Source organism: Paraburkholderia ultramafica (assembly GCF_902859915.1).
Taxonomy (GTDB): domain Bacteria; phylum Pseudomonadota; class Gammaproteobacteria; order Burkholderiales; family Burkholderiaceae; genus Paraburkholderia; species Paraburkholderia ultramafica.
The window spans coordinates 104,251-121,933 of sequence record NZ_CADIKK010000015.1 but is presented as its reverse complement, the minus strand read 5'-3'; the positions used below and the strand labels follow the sequence as shown (position 1 = coordinate 121,933).

Genomic DNA, 17,683 nt, shown 5'->3' with positions numbered 1-17,683 from the left:
GCGCAACGCAACGCCGTGCCGCGGCCGCCGGCTTAGCGCGGCGTGCTCGCGTATTCGAGCTTCGGATACCAATCGGTGCCACGGCCGCCCGGCGTCATGTCGAGCAACCCGGCACGCCCTCCCGACAACAACCAGAACCGCCCAGCGAGGTATGCTTTCGCGAAACAGCGCGCGCCGGGCGCGCCAGAGCCACCGTCATGGCGCGCCGCGCGCCGTCCTTGGGGATGCAACATGCCGCTTCGTCTGCCACCTCTGCCCGCGCTTCGGTTCTTCGAAGCGGCCGGCAGGCATCAGAGTTTCAAGCTCGCCGCCGCGGAACTGAACGTCACGCCGAGCGCGATCAGTCACGGCATCGTCGGTCTGGAGCAAGCCCTCGGCGTCGAACTGTTCGTGCGCGAGCCGCGCGGCATTTCGCTGACGGCGACGGGTGCCGATTACCTGTCCTACGTCTCCGAAGCGTTTTCGCTGATCGCCATCGGCACGCAGCGCCTGCCGAACCATCGCGCGGATCGCCCGATCGCGTTGAGCTGCGCGCCGACCTTCGCGTCGCGCTGGCTGCTGCCGCGCCTCGCCGGTTTTCGCGCGCGCTGGCCGAAAGTGAACGTGAGCGTCGACACGTCGCATCGCCAGGTCGGCTTTCCGGTCGACGGCTTCGATTTCGCGATTCGCCTGAGCCGTTCGCCGGTTGCCGGCACCGCGTGGACGCGGCTATTCGGCGAACGCCTCGTACCGGTATGCAGTCCCGCTTATCTGGAAAGCCTGCGCGGCGAGCACGGCAATCTCGAGCTACGACACGCGACGCTGATTCACGTGAACGCCGCGAGCGAAGACTGGCAGGCGTGGCTCGACGCGACCGGCGCCGACGGCATTGACCCCACCGGCGGCTTGCGCGTCGACACGATCCAGCTTGCGTTCGAAGCGGCCAGCATGGGCCTCGGCGTCGCACTCGGCAGAAAGCCTCTGGTCGATAGCGATCTCGCGAGCGGCGCGCTTGTCGAAGCCGGTTCTGAAACGCTTGCCTCCGCCACGGCTTACTGGCTGGTGAGCGCGGAAAACGCGGACCGCCGGCCGGAACTGTTCGATTTCAAGCGCTGGCTCGTTAGCGAGGCCGAGCAGTTCGACACGCCCTCCGAAGCCAGCGGCCCAGGCCCGCGCAGCGCGTCGAGTTGAACCGCACAAGGCCGCACAGGTGAGCCGCGCTCACCTGTCGTCGAAATCTTTTCCTTTGCCGCTTCTGACGCTCGCTGCGACCATGGTGTCGAAGGAGATCAGAACCATGTCGACCGCCAACAGCAAACGCTTCGCCCCCGCCTTCAACCCGACGACGCTCGTGATCCTCGCCGGCGCGCTGATTCTGAGCGCCGCGATGGGCATCCGGCAAACCTTCGGGCTCTTCATCGGGCCATTCTCGTTCGACCGTGGCTTGCCGGTCACGCTGATCGCGTTCGCGATCGCGCTGCACAACCTGGTATGGGGCTTCGCTCAGCCGTTCGCGGGTGCCGCTGCCGATCGCTACGGCTCGGCGCCGGTGGTCGCGTTCGGCGCGACCACTTTCGCAGCCGGCCTCGGACTCGCGGCGGTGGCACCCAGTGGCGCACTGTTGATCGTCGGCATGGGACTGCTGGTTGGCATCGGCGTGAGCTGCACGACATTCGGCGTCGTGTTGCCGGCGGTCGGCCGCATCGCGTCGCCCGAAAAACGCAGCATGGCGATGGGGCTGGTGAGCGCCGGCGGTTCGGCGGGACAGGTGCTGATGATTCCGCTCGTGCAAGGCATCCGGCTGAGCTCAGGTGTCGCCGCGTCGCTGTTCGCGCTGGCCTTCCTGATGCTGCTGATCGCACCGCTCGGCATCGTGCTCGACCGGCGTGCGCAAGTCGGCACGCCCACTCAGGAGGCGCCGGTCGCGCCGCTTCGCGAGGTGCTCGCTCAGGCGACCCGGCATCGCGGCTATCGGCTGCTGACGCTCGGCTTCTTTACGTGCGGGTTTCAGCTTGCCTTCATCGCGACGCATCTGCCGGAGTACCTGTCGCTGTGCCATATGCCGGTCGGGCTGGGCGCCACCGCGCTTGCGCTGATCGGCCTGTTCAACATGGCGGGCAGTTGGGCTTGCGGCTGGCTGGGCGGCCGGTTCCGGCAGCATCATGTGCTCGGCTGGCTTTATCTGATTCGCAGCGTGACGATCGGCGCGTTCTTTGTATTGCCGAAAAGCGCTGCGTCCGTGGTGATTTTCGCGGCCGTGATGGGCCTGACCTGGCTCGGCACCGTGCCGCTCACGAGCGGACTGGTCGCGAAAGTGTTTGGCACGCGCCACCTCGGCAGCCTGTTCGGCGTCTGCTTTCTGAGCCATCAGATCGGCTCGTTCCTCGGTGCGTGGCTAGGCGGCCTCGTATTCGATCTGACCGGCTCGTATTCGCTGCTGTGGGAAGCGACGGTCGTCACCGGCTTGATCGCCGCGATGCTGCACTTCCCGATCGACGACACCACGGTGAGCACGCCCGCGCTTCGCGCCGAACCGGTTGGCACATGAGCATGCGGTGACGGAGAACATCCCGCCACGACACGCTTGTGTGGGCTTGCCCCGACCGGCACCGAGCCCGAACCAAGTTCACCGCAGCTATTTTCGACGCGTATCCGCCGCTGCTTTCGGCACACGTCCCATCAAATAGAACTCATCGTTCGGACGCATCGAAATGACGTTGGCCATCCGGTTCGACAAGCCGAAAAACGCGGTAATCGCCGCGATGTCCCAGATGTCTTCGTCGGTGAAGTCGTGCTCCCGCAGCGTTTGAAAATCGGCCTCGCCGACCGCGCCGGATGCGCGGCAGACCTTCAGCGCGAAGTCGAGCATCGCCTTCTGCCGCGCGGTGATATCCGCCTTGCGATGATTGACGGTGAGCTGGTCGGCGAGCAACGGCGCCTTTTCGTAAATGCGCAGAATCGCGCCGTGCGCGACCACGCAATACAGACATTCGTTCACCGCGCTCGTGGCGACCACGATCATCTCGCGTTCGCCTTTGGTGAGGCCACCCTCCTTCAGCATCAACGCGTCGTGATAAGCGAAGAACGCGCGGAATTCGTCCGGGCGATGCGCGAGCGTCAGAAACACGTTCGGCACGAAGCCGGCTTTCTCCTGCACTTCGAGGATGCGGGCGCGAATGTCGTCCGGCCATTCGCCCGGCCCGGGCACGGGGTAGCGGCTGATCGGCTGAGCATTTGTCATGCGATGTCTCCGTTATATCTGTAGGCGCATGACGACGATTGTAGCAACAGGGCAATTGGGCCGCGTCTTTGTGCCCGGCGGACAGAGTCACGTCCGCCATGCTCGACAAGGTCCGATATCGACGCCCATATCGTCTAGACTTTCACTCTCAGGGAGCGTGCGCCGAACCGCGACGACCGGCACCAGCCGGATTCCAGCGGCGGCGACCATGCCAGGAGCGACTATGTCAGACGTTTTGCACGACGCGCGAGCACCCGTCATCAAGGTGCGCCCCGACCGGCACGAGATGGCGACGACCCAGCGGCTGCCCTACTTCGTGGGCATATCAGCCGGCACTGCGGGCACCAAGGGTTTGTCGATGTACATGGTCGTGGTGCCGCCGGGCGGCCATGCCGAACCGCACTTTCACGCCGACTACGAAACCGCGATTTACATGCTCGAAGGCAGGATCGAGACCCGCTATGGTCCCGGATTGCGCGAGTCCGTCGTTACCGAGGCGGGCGACTTCCTGTTCATTCCGCCGGGCGTGCCGCATCAGCCGTTCAATCTCGACGACACCGCCGCCGCGCGAGCCATCGTCGCGCGCAACCATGCGGACGAACACGAACGTGTCGTGCCGTACGATCCGGCGGCGGACGCATGAACTGATACTGACACTGACAGGACACCCGGCCCGCGCAATCCGCACCGCAAAACCCGTCGCCCGGCTTGCGAGCGCCGGGCCGGCTGCGCGGGCCGGTTCGCGCTTGCACATCACCACGTCATCCTGCGAGAATCCACGCGGCGCTCAGCCGTTCTCGCTGCGTCCTTTCGCCACCTGTGCTTAAATCCGCTTTTCGTGCCGATGCGTGCGCGTCATCGCAGGACATGCAGCCATGTCGTGCGGGAACGGAACACGCGCAGCGTGTCCGCCACGCGCCGGCCAGGCGCGGGCGATTTCATTTCCCTTCACTGCATTCTCAGGAGCGCGGTTGTGTGGCATTTTCCGGTTGCTATTCCACCCTCGCTGGGCGTGTGGGCCGTCTTCATGAGCGTGCTCGTCACGCAACTCGGCGCGCCGATTCCGGCCGCGCCGATGCTGATCTTCGGTGGAACCATGGCCGCCATGGGGCAATCGTCGTACGTCAACGTCATATGCGCCGCGGTCGGCGCGACGCTGATCGCCGACTCGCTATGGTTCTTCACCGGACGCGCGTACGGCCGGCGCCTGTTGAACTACCTGGTGCGCTTCTCGCTGTCGCTGGACACCACGGTGCGCGTCGCGCGCAATACCTATGAACGCCATGGCGCGCCGATTCTCATCATCGCCAAGTTTCTGCCGGGTCTCGGCCTGATCTCCGCGCCGCTGCTCGGCACGACCGCGATCAGCGTCGGCGTGTTTCTGTGCTGGGATCTGGTCGGCGCAACGTTGTGGGCCAGCCTGTGGGTGATCGGCGGCGCCGCGTTGCGCGATCAGATCGTGCAACTGGTGCTCCTCGTGCGGCAAAACGGCGGCACGATTTTCGACGCGTTCGCGGCGATCTTCGTGGCCGCGCTGCTGTATCGCTGGGTGCGCCGTTTGCAGTTTCGCCGCTGGCTCGCGCACACGCGTATTACGCCGGACCAGCTCGACGCGTTGATGAAGTCCAATGAGCCGCCGCTGATTCTCGACGCGCGTCCATCCAGCGTACGCGAGAAGGAATCGCACCGGATTGCCGGCGCGCGGCCGCTGGATCTCGATTCACCCGACCCGATTCATCCCGAGTTGCTGAAGCGGCCGATTGTCGTCTATTGCGTGTGTCCCAACGAGGCGACGGCCAAGCGCATCGTCAACCAGCTGCACCGCAAGAATATTCACCATATTCGCGCGCTCAAGGGCGGGCTAGACGCGTGGGAAAAACGCGGCTATCCGGTCGAGCCGCTGCCGCCCGACTTCAATACGGCGATGGCCCACATGATCGAGGATCACGGCAACGAGGGCGAATACACCGTGCGTGCGAGGCTGGCGGAGTAGTCGCGGCGCTCGAAGTCGCGCTGACTCATTAGACCGTCAACGCAGCCGCACCAGCGTCGACTTCAGCTCGGTGTACTTCTCCAGCGCGTGCAACGACTTGTCGCGCCCATTGCCCGATTGCTTGTAGCCGCCGAACGGGAAGTTCATGTCCCCGCCCTCGTCATAGCAATTGACCCACACCGTGCCCGCTCTCAGCTTGCGCGAAACCTCATGCGCGGTAGTCAGGTTCGAAGTCCAGACCGCCGCGGCCAGACCGTATTCGCTGTCGTTAGCGATCCTGATCGCTTCTTCAACCGTATCGAACGTAATCACCGACAACACCGGCCCGAAGATCTCCTCGCGCGCAACCTTCGCACCGGCGGCCGGAATCTCGAAGATGGTCGGCTCGATATAGAAGCCGCCGCTCTGCTCGTTCACACGCGAGCCGCCCAGCAACAGCTTCGCCTCGGCGCGGCCCGCCTCGATGTAGCCCAGCACGCGTTCGAGCTGAAGCTTGTCGACGATCGCGCCCATCGACGTTTGCGGGTCGAGCGGATTACCCGGCGTATAAGCGCGCGCCGCGGCGAGCAGCTTGTCGAGGAACTGATCCTTGATATCGCGGTGCACGAGCAGTCGTGAGCCCGCAGTGCACATCTCGCCCATGTTGTAGAAGATCGCACCGGCCGCCGCGTTGGCCGCGCGGTCGAGGTCGGGGCAATCCGGCAAGACGATGTTCGGCGACTTGCCGCCGAGTTCGAGCCACACGCGCTTCAGGTTCGACTGCCCGGCATACTGCATGATCTGCTTGCCGACGTTGGTCGAGCCGGTGAAGGCGAGGCAGTCCACGTCGTGATGCAGCGCCAGCAGCTTGCCGGGCTCGCCCGCGCCCGGCACGACGTTGAACACGCCCGCGGGAATGCCGGCGTCCAGCGCGAGTTGCGCGAGCCGGATCGCGGTCAGCGGCGACTTCTCCGAAGGCTTGAGCACCACGCTGTTGCCCGCGGCCAGAGCGGGGCCGAACTTCCACGATGCCATCAGGATCGGGAAATTCCACGGCACGACCGCGGCCACCACGCCGACCGGCTCGCGTGTCACGAGTCCGACCAGATGATGATCCGCGGGCGCGACTTCGCCACCCACCTTGTCGATCGCTTCGGCAAACCATTCGACGCAATACGCCGCGCCCGGCACGTCGACGGAGGTGGTGTCCGCGATCGGCTTGCCCGCATCGAGCGTTTCGAGCAGCGCGAGCTCGTCCATGTGCTCGCGAATCGACGCAGCCCAGCGCAGCAGAATCGCTTTGCGCCGGCGCGGATTGAGGCCGGACCACACGGCCGAATCGAACGCACGGCGCGCGGCCGCCACCGCCGCGTCGACATCGGCCGCGCCGCTGTCCGCGACTTTCGCCAGCAGCTTGCCGTCAATCGGGCTCAGGCAGTCGAATGTGCGGCCGCTGGCGGCATCACGGTATTCGCCGTCGATAAATGCACGGCCCTCGATCGAAAGCGTCGCGGCCGTCTCTTGCCAGAAAGCGAAAGTTTTCTTTTCCATCAGGATGCCTCAATGTTATGCGCGCAACGCCAGCCGGCGTCGACGTCATGCGGCAATCAACGGCGTTGCGGCGCGTTGGCGCGGAGTCTTCATAACGTGGGCGGCGAGTTGGCCGACACGATCTCGCAGAGATACTCCGCGCTGGGATTGCGAAAACGGTGCGGAAGACGGCTTTCGAAGTAGTAGCTGTCGCCGGGGTCGAGCAACCACGTCGTGCCGTCCACCGTCAGTTCGATCTGACCGTTGACCACGACCCCGCCCTCGTGCCCCTCGTGCTCCAGCATCTCAGGCCCCGTGTCCGACAAAGGCTGATAAACCTCGCGCAGAATGCCCATGTTGCGGTCTTTCACACTCGAACCGGCAAGATAGAACTCGATCGACTCGTTGCCGAGGTTCGGCGTGTCGGCACGGCGCGACACCACCGACCGCGCCACTTCGACCTCGAAGGTGAAGAACTCGGCGAGACTCATCGGTATACATTCGAGCAGTTTCTTCAGCGAGCCGACCGACGGGCTCACGCGGTTCTGCTCGATCAGCGAGATCGTGCCGTTGGTCACCCCCGCCCGCTTCGCGAGCTCGCGCTGAGACAAGCCACGCCTCTTGCGGATGTATTGCAGACGGGTGGCTACTTCTATGGACATCGCGAGGTTCTCAGATATTGAACAGCGGGGCGCTTGAACTCGATCAATGGGCGCCAATGAGTGTTGAATATTCTAATCACTTTAATCGTTGCGCCGCTGGGGAAAACCCTGATCAGCCTTTTTGATAAAAAGGGTTTGACGGCTTTATTGGCTCGTATATGCTGATTCTCAGGCGGTCGTCATGTGTACCTGACGAGACATCACACGATGTTTTGCGGCACGGCGAATTCAGTTCGCGCAGGTCCGAGACGATCATCCCGGCGTCCTGTTTCTTTAAACGCCCCGTGCGATTTTCGAGCAGGCCGTTCAATACTTTCAACGTCGCCAGTCGAGTGTAATCGTGAGAGTCCGAGGCCCTTTGGTGAGATGGAATCGTAGTCAGGCGAGTTGTCCTCGCGCTGACGGCGCCGTCGCCGACGGCAGCAGCGGCAGCCTTGCGTTCCGCCGCTTTCTGTCCGTCTCTACGATCCTGTCCCGCCGTTCAGTTCGACGTCACAACTCTATCTCCGCGCGCGCCTTCATTGCGGTGCGCACGGACGAAGTCGCCTCGCTGCTGCCGTAGCGCCTCCCTCCTTTTCGCCGTTCGATTCATCCGTTTGCATTGGCGCGCTCTTGCGAGCCGTGCGCATGCGCGGTGCTGTGCGCCGTCCATGCGCATCGCGCGGATCACGCGAGTCGCGCACTGCAGCGGATCGAATCGAACGGCATTTCTGTTATCACGCGCGGCGGGTTTTCCGTTGACGACGACCGCTTGCACGACCCCGGCGGCCTCGCGCGTTGCGCCCGGCTGCGGATTCGTGCCGCGCTGTGTTTAACGCAGTTCATGCCGCGTTCCGCGGGGTCTAGATACGTCTATTCGTTATGCGAAACAAACCACTGGTCGGCATCAGCGCCGACAGAACGATGATGGGAGTCCACCCATCGCACGTGGTCGGCGAGAAATACATCGCCGCGATCGTGGACGGCTCACAGGCGCTGGCGATGCTGCTGCCGGCGCTCGGCGAGCGGCAGTGCGCCGAAGACGTGCTGGCCACGGTCGACGGCCTGCTGTTTACCGGCAGCTACTCGAACGTCGAGCCGCACCGCTACGGCGGCCACCCCAGCGCGCCGGGCACGCTGCACGACGCCGCACGCGATGCGACGACGCTGCCGCTGATGCGCGCGGCGATCGCCGCCGGCGTGCCGGTGCTGGCCGTGTGCCGGGGCTTTCAGGAAATGAACGTGGTATTCGGCGGGACGCTGCATCAAAGCGTTCACGCGGTGGCGGGCCTGAACGACCATCGCGAGAACAAGGAAGACGACCTCGACGTGCAATACGCGGCGTCGCATTCGATCACGCTGGCGCAAGGCGGCTTGTTGCAGCGCCTCGCGGGCGGCACGAATGAAGCGCGGGTGAATTCCTTGCACGGCCAGGGCGTCGAGCGGCTGGGCCTCGGCCTCACGGCCGAAGCCATTGCGCCGGACGGACTGATTGAAGCGGTAAGCGTGACGCATGCGCGCGCGTTCGCGCTGGGTGTGCAGTGGCACCCGGAGTGGAAGCATGCGGACGACGCGCTGTCCACCGCGATCTTTCGCGCGTTCGGCGACGCCTGCCGCGCTCGAATGCGCACCAAGGCCGGCTATGGCGCGGCATCCGCCGCCGCCACGCATGCCTGAGCCGGTCGCGCACCCAGACAGAGAGAATAATCATGCATGACATCGACGATTTTCTGAAGAAGCATCACGTCACCGAAATCGAAGCGATCATTCCGGATATGGCCGGGATCGCGCGCGGCAAGATCATTCCGCGCAGCAAGTTCGAATCCGGCGAGTCCATGCGCTTGCCGCAGGCGGTGATGATCCAGACCGTCACCGGGGACTATCCGGAAGACGGCACGCTCACCGGCGTCACCGACCCGGACATGGTCTGCGTGCCCGACGCGAGCACCATCCGGATGATTCCGTGGGCCGTCGACCCGACCGCCCAGGTGATTCACGATTGCGTTCACTTCGACGGCACGCCGGTCGCGATCTCGCCGCGCCGCGTGTTGCGCCGCGTGCTCGAACTGTACAAGGCCAAGGGCTGGAAACCGGTCATCGCGCCCGAGCTCGAGTTCTACCTGGTCGACATGAACCGCGACCCGGACCTGCCGCTGCAACCGCCGATCGGCCGTACGGGTCGTGCAGAGACCGGACGTCAGGCGTATTCGATCGAAGCGGTCAACGAATTCGATCCGCTCTTCGAAGACATCTACGAGTACTGCGAGGTGCAGGAACTGGAAGTCGACACGCTGATTCACGAAGTCGGCGCCGCGCAGATGGAAATCAACTTCATGCACGGCGATCCGCTGAAGCTCGCCGACAGCGTGTTCCTGTTCAAGCGCACGGTGCGCGAAGCGGCGCTGCGCCACAAGATGTACGCGACCTTCATGGCCAAGCCGATGGAAGGCGAACCGGGCTCGGCGATGCACATGCATCAAAGTCTCGTCGACGAAGAAACCGGCCGCAATGTGTTCACCGGCGCGGACGGCAAGCCGACCGCGCTGTTCACGAGCTATATCGCCGGCTTGCAGAAGTACACGCCGGCCCTGATGCCGATCTTCGCGCCGTACATCAATTCGTATCGCCGTCTGTCGCGCTTCATGGCCGCGCCGATCAACGTCGCGTGGGGTTACGACAACCGCACGGTGGGCTTCCGCATTCCGCATTCGGGGCCGGCCGCGCGCCGCATTGAAAACCGCATTCCGGGGGTGGACTGCAATCCATATCTGGCGATTGCCGCGACGCTGGCCGCGGGCTATCTCGGCATGACCCAGCAACTCGACGCCACCGAGCCGCTGCTCAGCGACGGTTACGAATTGCCGTATCAGTTGCCGCGCAATCTCGAAGAAGGCCTGACGCTGATGGGCGCCTGCGAGCCGATCGCCGAAGTGCTCGGCGAGAAGTTCGTCAAAGCCTTCCTCGCTTTGAAAGAAACCGAATACGAAGCGTTTTTCCGCGTAATCAGTTCGTGGGAACGCCGGCATTTGCTGTTGCACGTCTAAGCCCGCCATCAAGCGATTATTCACGACGTCATGTGCAAATGAAAACGCAAAAAACTGGAGGCAGTATGAGCTACAGAACCGAAGAAGTCGCTTACGTGCAACCGGCGCAAGCGGCGCAACCGGCCGCGAACACTCAAGCCGCACAAAGCGCGCCACGCAGCACCGCCGACTACCGCGCACTCGACGCCGCGCATCACATTCATCCGTTTTCGGATATGGGCGCGCTCAATCGCAGCGGCAGCCGCGTGATCGTCAAAGCCAAAGGCGTCTATCTGTGGGACTCGGAAGGCAACAAGGTTATCGACGGCATGGCCGGACTCTGGTGCGTAAACGTCGGCTATGGCCGCAAGGAACTCGCCGACGCCGCGTACCGGCAAATGCAGGAACTGCCGTACTACAACACTTTCTTCAAGACCACGCACCCGCCGGTGATCGAACTGTCGGCGTTGCTCGCAGAGCTGACACCTGAGCCGTTCAATCACTTCTTCTACTGCAACAGCGGTTCGGAAGGCAACGACACGGTGCTGCGTATCGTTCACCAATACTGGGCGACGCAACGCAAGCCCGCGAAGAAGTTCGTCATCTCGCGCAAGAACGGCTATCACGGCTCGACGATCGCGGGCGGCACGCTGGGCGGCATGGGTTACATGCACGAACAGATGCCGTCGAAAGTCGAGAACATCGTGCACATCGATCAGCCGTATTTCTTCGGCGAAGCGCAAGGCAATCAGACGCCGGAAGAATTCGCGCTGGCTCGCGCGCAGCAACTGGAAGCGAAGATCCTCGAGATCGGCGCGGACAACGTGGCCGCGTTTATCGGTGAGCCTTTCCAGGGCGCAGGCGGGGTGATCTTCCCGGCCTCGACCTATTGGCCGGAGATCCAACGCATCTGCCGCAAGTACGACATTCTGCTGGTCGCCGACGAGGTGATCGGCGGGTTCGGCCGCACTGGCGAATGGTTCGCGCATCAGCACTTCGGTTTCGAGCCGGATCTGATCACGCTCGCGAAGGGTCTGACGAGCGGCTATGTGCCGATGGGCGCGGTCGGCCTGCACGACCGCGTCGCCAAAGCGATCATCGAAAACGGCGACTTCAATCACGGCCTCACCTACTCCGGCCATCCGGTGGCGGCGGCCGTCGCGCTCGCCAATCTCAAGCTGTTGCGCGACGAGAAGATCGTCGAGCGCGTCAAGACCGATACCGGTCCGTACTTCCAGAAGAAGCTGCGCGACACCTTCGCCAACCATCCGATCGTCGGCGAGATCTCCGGCGCGGGTCTGGTGGCCGGTCTGCAACTCGCAGAAGACCCGCAAGCGCGCAAGCGCTTCGCCAATGGCGGCGACGTCGGCACGATCTGCCGCGACTTCTGCTTCAACGGCAATCTGATCATGCGCGCGACCGGCGACCGGATGCTGCTGTCGCCGCCGCTCGTGATCAGCAAGCTGGAAATCGACGAAATCGTGTCGAAAGCCAAAGCGGCGATCGACGCAACCGCACAATGCGCTGAAAAAATGGCGTGACGATGCACGGCGGCGTTTCGGTTACGGCCGTTCGCCCCGCGCAACCTCGGCGAAGCGATGCGCCGCGATATGCTGAAGACTTTCCCGCAACTCGACGATGTCAAAATCGACCATGCGTGGGGCGGCTTCGTCGATGTGACGCGCAATCGCGCGCCCGACTTCGGTTCGATAGATCCGAACTACTTCTACGTGCAGGGGTTTTCGGGGCATGGCGTCGCGCTGACCGGAATCGCCGGGCGCGTGGTGACGAAAGCGATGGCTGGTGAGACGGCGGCTTTCGATCTGTTTGCGCGCTTAAGGCATGCGCGCGTTCCGGGCGGACCCGCGTTGCGGGGGCCGGCGGCGGCCAACGCGATCACAGCGTGGCTCGCGCCTTTCACACTGCTCCCGTCGCCTCACCCCTTCCCGCTCGGCCTCACCTCTGCGTTCTTGGTGTTTACCCGATAAACGGAATTTAACGACTATTTATCGATAAATTCTCGTGTTAGATTTCGTCGCCCGCTAGCCGTCGCAAACTTGCACACTCCGCCGCCGCACCCGTGCGACCGGTTGCGGCGCGGGCGCGTAGCGGGCATCTACGCGATCACCTTCATGTTCGGCGGGGAACTGCCGCACTTCGTGATGGGCTGCCTCGCGATCGCACTCGCGTTGATCGCCGGTTCGGGCAAGCTCGGCAAAGGCCGCACCGACAGCAACAGCGCAGCGGCCGCCGCGCGCCGCGAAGCGAACGCGCAGCGCTTCGGCAACAAGCTGTTCATCCCGGCGCTGCTGATTCCAGTCATTACGCTCGTCGGCACATTGACGCTGAAATATGCGCCGTTCGTCGAAGCGAAGAACGTCACGCTGATTTCGCTCGTGCTGGGCACGCTGGTCGCGTTCGGCGCGGCGCTGTTCATGCTGCGCGACTCGCCGGTGCACGCGCTCAAAGACGCCCGGCACACGATGGATACCGTCGGCTGGGCCGCGATTCTGCCGCAGATGCTGGCCGCGCTCGGCGCGCTGTTCGCGATTGCCGGCGTGGGCCATGTGGTGTCGGATCTGGTGAAAACGTGGATTCCGGTCGACTCCGCGTTCGCGGTGGTCGCGGCTTATACATTCGGCATGGCGATCTTCACGATGATCATGGGCAACGCGTTCGCCGCCTTCCCGGTGATGACCGCCGGTATCGGCCTGCCATTGATCGTGCATCAATTCAACGGCAACCCCGCGATTCTCGGCGCGATCGGCATGCTGTGCGGCTTCTGCGGCACTCTGATGACGCCAATGGCCGCGAACTTCAATATCGTGCCGGCGGCGCTGCTGGAGCTGCAAGACCAGAATGGCGTGATCAAGGCGCAATGGCCGACCGCTTTACTATTGTTGATCGTCAATACCATACTGTTGTACCTGCTCGTATTCCGCTTTTGAGGAGCCGCCGATGACCGTTCAACTCACTCGCGAATCCGCGTCCCGATTCGCCAATCTCGCGCTCGCTCACCTCACACGCGAATATCCGAACAAACTGACGCACTCGCTCGCCGGGCCGCAAGACGTACAGGGCCCGCGCGCTCTGCATCCGATCTTCTACGGCAGCTACGACTGGCATTCGTGCGTGCACGGCTACTGGCTGATCCTGCATCTGCTGGAGCGCTTTCCCGACCTGCCTGAAGCCGCTCGCATCATCGCGGTGGTGGACGAGCATTTCACCGCTGACAATGTGGCCGGCGAACGCGCGTATCTCGACCTGCCGCACAACCGCGGTTTCGAACGGCCGTATGGTTGGGCCTGGCTGCTGGCGCTCAGCGCGCAACTGACAGCGCTGAAGCTCTCGGAAGCGGCGCGCTGGTCGAAAATTCTTGCGCCGCTCACCGAAGCCTTCGTCGGACGCTTCGAGGAGTTTCTGCCGAAAGCAACCTACCCGCTACGCGTGGGGACGCACTTCAACATGGCGTTCGCGCTCGCGCTTACGCTGGATTTCGCGCGGCAGACTTCGCGCAACTCGCTCGAAGCGCTGCTCGTCAGTACCGCGGAGCGCTGGTTCCTGGACGACGTCGCGTGTCAGGCATGGGAGCCCGCCGGCGACGAGTTCCTGTCGCCTTCGTTGATGGAAGCGGAATTGATGCGACGCGTGTTGCCGCCCGCGCAGTTCGTCGACTGGTTCGGGCGCTTTCTGCCGGATCTCGGCGCGAAAAAGCCCGCGACGCTGTTCGAACCCGTCACCGTGACCGATCGTACCGACGGCAAGATTGCGCATCTGGACGGCCTGAATCTGAGCCGCGCGTGGTGCCAACGTTCGCTGGCGCGGGCGCTGCCGGCTGGCGACATTCGCCGCACAGTGTTGTTCGAATCCGCCGAGCGTCATCTGCAAAGCGCGCTGCCCCATGTGGCCGGCGACTATATGGGCGAGCACTGGCTGGGCACGTTCGCAACGCTTGCGTTGGAAGCTTGAATCAGGTGCAGGCCTTATTTGAGGCTGTGATTCGAGTCGCCTGATTTGAGGCCTGATTTACAGACCCGATCTGCGTCGCGCCGACCGGCGTAGTCTGCGTACAATGCAATTGCGGCGCCGTAAGCGTAAAACGGTTTGCACCCTGCCAAGCGTTTCTCGCCGCCGGCGCCGCTCATTCATGCGCGGCTCAATCGAGCAACCCGCTAATCGCAAACCAGCCGGCTAATGAACCGGCTGCCCGCATTACTGCCCCGTCGGCTTCTTCGGCTTCGGCGGCGTCTGAACCTTGTTGTACTGGAACTCGGGCGTCGCCTTCAATGCCGCCCTGGTCGCACCGGCCAGATAGAAATTCCCTTCGCGAATATCGAGCGCGGCGATCGGCACCGCGACGTCATGCGACGCCACGCCGAGGAAGCCGCCAGCGGACACGATCGCAGCGGACAGCGAACCGTCGGGCGCGATCACCAGATCGCGGACCGTGCCGATCTTTTCATTCTGGTCGTTGTACACGACCTTGCCGAGAATGCTCTTCTTCACACTCCAGCCGCTCAATAGCGCATTGGACTGCTCGACCGTGACGCTCAGCGGTTGCGTGCCGGCGACCTGCGCCTGAGCACCCACGCTGGTTGCCGCTACCGCGGCTACGACAACAAGTTTGCCCAACGTCATCTGGTTCACTCCGTTCCTGGTAGATTGACCGGCGCATGCTCCGCGCCGAAGGAATCGCTGCAGCACGATCATACAGACTACCTCGCGCGGCTGCAGTCAGGGTAGCTACGCCTGAATGCAGCGCTTGAGTGCTGCACGGCCAGCGCCTCGCGCATCATCACCACTCACCGCGCAGGGCGGTAAAATCGCGCAAGGCGATGACGCCGGTTTAAAGGTGGAAGTTTGACTGAGCTTGAGCAGGGTTTCATTTTGACCCGACATTGGCGGGACACGCCCGCCGGCACGGAAATCGATTTCTGGCTGGCAACCGACGGCGGGCCTCGTCACATCCGCTTGCGCCCTCAGCCTTCGGTGGCGTTCATTCCTGCCGAACATCGCGAGCGCGCCGAAACGATCCTGCGCCGTGACATGCCGCTCGATCTGCGTCCGCTCGAACTGTGCGACTTCCAGCATCGGCCGGTGATGGGGCTTTACTGCCCGCAGTACCGGCAATTGACGGGCTTCGAAAAACGCCTGAAGCAAGGCGGCGTCGAGGTCTACGAAGCCGACATCTTCCCGCCCGAGCGCTACATGATGGAGCGCTTCATCACCGCGCCGGTGTGGTTCGGCGGCGAGTCGCAGAACAGCGGTGTGCTGCTGAACAGCGAATTGAAGCCGGCCGCCGGCTATTGTCCGCCGTTGAAGCTGGTCTCGCTCGACATCGAAACCAGCGCGCAGGCCGAGCTTTATTCGATCGCGCTCGAAGGTTGCGGACAGCGTCAGGTCTATATGCTGGGGCCGCCGAACGGCGACGCAAACGGGCTCGACTTCGACCTCGAATACTGCGAAACCCGCGCCCAGTTGCTCGAAAAACTGAACCTGTGGATGGAGCGGCACGACCCCGATGCGATCATCGGCTGGAATCTGGTGCAGTTCGATCTGCGTGTGCTGCAGCAACACTCTGAACAATATCGCGTGCCGTTACGGCTCGGCCGCGGCGGTGCGGTGATGGAATGGCGCGAACACGGCCTTACGCGGAATCACTTTTTTGCGGGCGCCGCGGGACGTTTGATCATCGACGGCATCGAGGCGCTGCGTTCGGCGACATGGAGCTTCCCGTCGTTCAGCCTCGAATACGTGGCGCGCTCGGTGCTCGGCGAAGGCAAGTCGATCGACAATCCGTATCAGCGCATGGACGAAATCCAGCGCCGCTTCGACGAGGACAAGCCCGCGCTCGCACAGTACAACCTGAAGGATTGCGAGCTGGTCACACGCATCTTCGCGAAGACGGAACTGCTGCCGTTTCTGTTGGAGCGCGCCAGCGTGACCGGCCTGCCCGCGGATCGCAGCGGCGGCTCGGTCGCGGCGTTCACGCATCTGTACATGCCACGCATGCACCGGCAAGGCTACGTCGCGCCCAATCTCGGCGATGTCGCCGGCGCCGCGAGCCCCGGCGGCTTCGTGATGGATTCGCGCCCCGGCCTCTACGATTCCGTGCTCGTGCTCGACTACAAGAGCCTGTATCCGTCGATCATCCGCACCTTTCTGATCGACCCCGTGGGTCTCGTCGAAGGCATGCTGAACCCCGCCGACGATCGCTCGGTGCCGGGCTTTCTCGGCGCACACTTCTCGCGCACGCGCCATTGTTTGCCGTCGATCGTCGCGCAGGTCTGGCAAGGTCGCGAGACGGCCAAACGCGAGCACGACAAGCCGCTTTCGCAAGCGCTGAAGATCATCATGAACGCCTTTTACGGCGTGCTCGGCTCGACCGGCTGTCGCTTCTTCGACCCGCGTCTCGCGTCGTCGATCACGATGCGCGGTCACGAAATCATGCATACCACGCGTGAGTTGATTCAGGCCGAAGGTTACGAGGTCATCTACGGTGACACGGATTCGACCTTCGTATGGCTGAAGCACGCGCACAGCGAGGAACAAGCCGGCCGCATCGGCCGCGCGCTGGTCGAGCATATCAATGCGTGGTGGCGACAGAATCTGCAAGCGCGGTTCGGGCTCGACAGCGCGCTCGAGTTGCAATTCGAGCGGCACTATCAGCGTTTCTTCATGCCGACGATTCGCGGCGCCGAGGAAGGCAGCAAGAAACGCTATGCCGGACTGACGGTGTTGCCGGACGGCGGCGAAGAGATCGTCTACAAGGGACTCGAAACGGTACGCACGGATTGGACACCGCTCGCGCAGCAGTTTCAGCAAGAGCTTTACCGGCGCATTTTCAAACAGCAGCCGTATCAGGATTATGTGCGCGACTATGTGCGCGACACGCTCGAAGGCAAGCTCGACGCTCAGCTCGTGTATCGCAAGCGCCTGCGCAGACCGCTCGGCGATTACGAACGCAACGTGCCGCCGCATGTGCGCGCGGCGCGCGTCGCGGACGAGTTCAACCGCAGCCAGGGACGCCCGCTGCAATATCAGAACGGCGGCTGGATCAGCTATGTGATGACGATCGCCGGACCTGAACCGCTGGAAACGCTGCGCTCGGCGATCGATTACGAACACTATCTGACGCGGCAATTGCAGCCCGTCGCCGATGCGATCTTGCCGCTGCTGCGCGATGACTTTACGACGTTGATGTCGGGGCAGAGGCAGTTGTTCTGATGCAGTGCCAGCGTCGGGCCTGGTGCGATTCGATGAACCAGGGCCGCTCGAAACGTCCACATGAAGGAGT

At 63.5% G+C, this 17,683-nt stretch carries 16 protein-coding genes and 1 pseudogene; 12 read left to right on the top strand and 5 right to left on the bottom strand.

What is annotated here, in order from left to right; all coding sequences use genetic code 11:
- Positions 1-32 precede the first annotated feature (32 nt).
- Positions 33-233 (bottom strand): hypothetical protein, encoded by a 201-nt coding sequence (locus HV744_RS17535; RefSeq protein ID WP_175150731.1) that lies wholly within the window; start codon positions 231-233, stop codon positions 33-35.
- Between HV744_RS17535 and HV744_RS17530 the strand changes: the two genes are divergently transcribed.
- Together HV744_RS17530 and HV744_RS17525 are read left to right on the top strand one after the other, a co-directional pair.
- On the top strand, positions 232-1,170 hold the full coding sequence (locus HV744_RS17530) for a LysR substrate-binding domain-containing protein (protein ID WP_175150730.1): 939 nt from the start codon (positions 232-234) through the stop codon (positions 1,168-1,170). The two genes, HV744_RS17535 and HV744_RS17530, sit on opposite strands and share 2 nt — an antisense overlap.
- 106 nt (positions 1,171-1,276) lie before the next feature.
- Complete coding sequence (locus HV744_RS17525) at positions 1,277-2,527, top strand: MFS transporter (protein WP_175150729.1); 1,251 nt, start codon at positions 1,277-1,279, stop codon at positions 2,525-2,527.
- Positions 2,528-2,614: 87 nt separating this feature from the next.
- Here HV744_RS17525 and HV744_RS17520 read toward each other — a convergent pair whose 3' ends face one another.
- Positions 2,615-3,220, bottom strand: a complete 606-nt coding sequence (locus HV744_RS17520; RefSeq protein ID WP_175150728.1) for a peroxidase-related enzyme — start codon at positions 3,218-3,220, stop codon at positions 2,615-2,617.
- 223 nt (positions 3,221-3,443) lie between these two features.
- On the opposite strand from HV744_RS17520, the gene HV744_RS17515 reads away from it, so the two are divergent.
- Both HV744_RS17515 and HV744_RS17510 read left to right on the top strand, forming a co-directional pair.
- Positions 3,444-3,863 (top strand): cupin domain-containing protein, encoded by a 420-nt coding sequence (locus HV744_RS17515; protein WP_175150727.1) that lies wholly within the window; start codon positions 3,444-3,446, stop codon positions 3,861-3,863.
- Positions 3,864-4,160: 297 nt separating this feature from the next.
- A complete protein-coding gene (locus HV744_RS17510; RefSeq protein ID WP_425497756.1) occupies positions 4,161-5,213 on the top strand; it encodes a VTT domain-containing protein in 1,053 nt (350 codons plus the stop codon).
- Positions 5,214-5,249: 36 nt separating this feature from the next.
- Here the strand turns inward: HV744_RS17510 and HV744_RS17505 are convergent, their stop codons facing one another.
- Together HV744_RS17505 and HV744_RS17500 are read right to left on the bottom strand one after the other, a co-directional pair.
- Entirely contained in the window at positions 5,250-6,743 is a 1,494-nt protein-coding gene (locus HV744_RS17505; protein ID WP_175150726.1) for an aldehyde dehydrogenase, read from the bottom strand.
- A gap of 89 nt (positions 6,744-6,832) precedes the next feature.
- Positions 6,833-7,384, bottom strand: a complete 552-nt coding sequence (locus HV744_RS17500) for a cupin domain-containing protein (RefSeq protein ID WP_175150725.1) — start codon at positions 7,382-7,384, stop codon at positions 6,833-6,835.
- Positions 7,385-7,724: 340 nt separating this feature from the next.
- On the opposite strand from HV744_RS17500, the gene HV744_RS37365 reads away from it, so the two are divergent.
- The 7 genes and pseudogenes from HV744_RS37365 (at position 7,725) to HV744_RS17470 (ending at position 14,355) form a co-directional block, all read left to right on the top strand.
- Positions 7,725-7,946, top strand: a complete 222-nt coding sequence (locus HV744_RS37365; protein ID WP_425497749.1) for a hypothetical protein — start codon at positions 7,725-7,727, stop codon at positions 7,944-7,946.
- Positions 7,947-8,245: 299 nt separating this feature from the next.
- On the top strand, positions 8,246-9,040 hold the full coding sequence (locus HV744_RS17495) for a gamma-glutamyl-gamma-aminobutyrate hydrolase family protein (RefSeq protein ID WP_175150724.1): 795 nt from the start codon (positions 8,246-8,248) through the stop codon (positions 9,038-9,040).
- A gap of 32 nt (positions 9,041-9,072) precedes the next feature.
- On the top strand, positions 9,073-10,407 hold the full coding sequence (locus tag HV744_RS17490; RefSeq protein ID WP_175150723.1) for a glutamine synthetase family protein: 1,335 nt from the start codon (positions 9,073-9,075) through the stop codon (positions 10,405-10,407).
- Positions 10,408-10,472: 65 nt separating this feature from the next.
- Positions 10,473-11,927 carry an aspartate aminotransferase family protein gene (locus HV744_RS17485; protein ID WP_175150722.1) on the top strand — a complete coding sequence of 485 codons (1,455 nt, stop codon included), beginning with the start codon at positions 10,473-10,475 and terminating at the stop codon, positions 11,925-11,927.
- Between the two features lie 33 nt (positions 11,928-11,960).
- Positions 11,961-12,269 (top strand): annotated as a pseudogene (locus tag HV744_RS17480) (NAD(P)/FAD-dependent oxidoreductase); the annotation flags it as partial.
- A 174-nt stretch (positions 12,270-12,443) separates the two neighbouring features.
- Positions 12,444-13,334 carry a DUF979 domain-containing protein gene (locus HV744_RS17475; RefSeq protein ID WP_343056430.1) on the top strand — a complete coding sequence of 297 codons (891 nt, stop codon included), beginning with the start codon at positions 12,444-12,446 and terminating at the stop codon, positions 13,332-13,334.
- A gap of 10 nt (positions 13,335-13,344) precedes the next feature.
- Positions 13,345-14,355, top strand: coding sequence for a DUF2891 domain-containing protein (locus tag HV744_RS17470; protein WP_175150721.1), 1,011 nt, complete (start codon positions 13,345-13,347; stop codon positions 14,353-14,355).
- Positions 14,356-14,598: 243 nt separating this feature from the next.
- Here HV744_RS17470 and HV744_RS17465 read toward each other — a convergent pair whose 3' ends face one another.
- Complete coding sequence (locus HV744_RS17465; protein ID WP_175150720.1) at positions 14,599-15,024, bottom strand: PRC-barrel domain-containing protein; 426 nt, start codon at positions 15,022-15,024, stop codon at positions 14,599-14,601.
- Between the two features lie 222 nt (positions 15,025-15,246).
- Between HV744_RS17465 and HV744_RS17460 the strand changes: the two genes are divergently transcribed.
- Positions 15,247-17,613, top strand: a complete 2,367-nt coding sequence (locus HV744_RS17460) for a DNA polymerase II (RefSeq protein ID WP_175150719.1) — start codon at positions 15,247-15,249, stop codon at positions 17,611-17,613.
- The last annotated feature ends 70 nt before the right edge of the window (positions 17,614-17,683 follow it).

Coding starts and splice junctions, on each gene's coding strand:
- HV744_RS17530 (WP_175150730.1), top strand. CDS start 232: ATGCCGCTTCGTCTGCCACCTCTGCCCGCGCTTCGGTTCTTCGAAGCG.
- HV744_RS17535 (WP_175150731.1), bottom strand. CDS start 233: ATGTTGCATCCCCAAGGACGGCGCGCGGCGCGCCATGACGGTGGCTCT.
- HV744_RS17525 (WP_175150729.1), top strand. CDS start 1,277: ATGTCGACCGCCAACAGCAAACGCTTCGCCCCCGCCTTCAACCCGACG.
- HV744_RS17520 (WP_175150728.1), bottom strand. CDS start 3,220: ATGACAAATGCTCAGCCGATCAGCCGCTACCCCGTGCCCGGGCCGGGC.
- HV744_RS17515 (WP_175150727.1), top strand. CDS start 3,444: ATGTCAGACGTTTTGCACGACGCGCGAGCACCCGTCATCAAGGTGCGC.
- HV744_RS17505 (WP_175150726.1), bottom strand. CDS start 6,743: ATGGAAAAGAAAACTTTCGCTTTCTGGCAAGAGACGGCCGCGACGCTT.
- HV744_RS17500 (WP_175150725.1), bottom strand. CDS start 7,384: ATGTCCATAGAAGTAGCCACCCGTCTGCAATACATCCGCAAGAGGCGT.
- HV744_RS17495 (WP_175150724.1), top strand. CDS start 8,246: ATGCGAAACAAACCACTGGTCGGCATCAGCGCCGACAGAACGATGATG.
- HV744_RS17490 (WP_175150723.1), top strand. CDS start 9,073: ATGCATGACATCGACGATTTTCTGAAGAAGCATCACGTCACCGAAATC.
- HV744_RS17485 (WP_175150722.1), top strand. CDS start 10,473: ATGAGCTACAGAACCGAAGAAGTCGCTTACGTGCAACCGGCGCAAGCG.
- HV744_RS17470 (WP_175150721.1), top strand. CDS start 13,345: ATGACCGTTCAACTCACTCGCGAATCCGCGTCCCGATTCGCCAATCTC.
- HV744_RS17465 (WP_175150720.1), bottom strand. CDS start 15,024: ATGACGTTGGGCAAACTTGTTGTCGTAGCCGCGGTAGCGGCAACCAGC.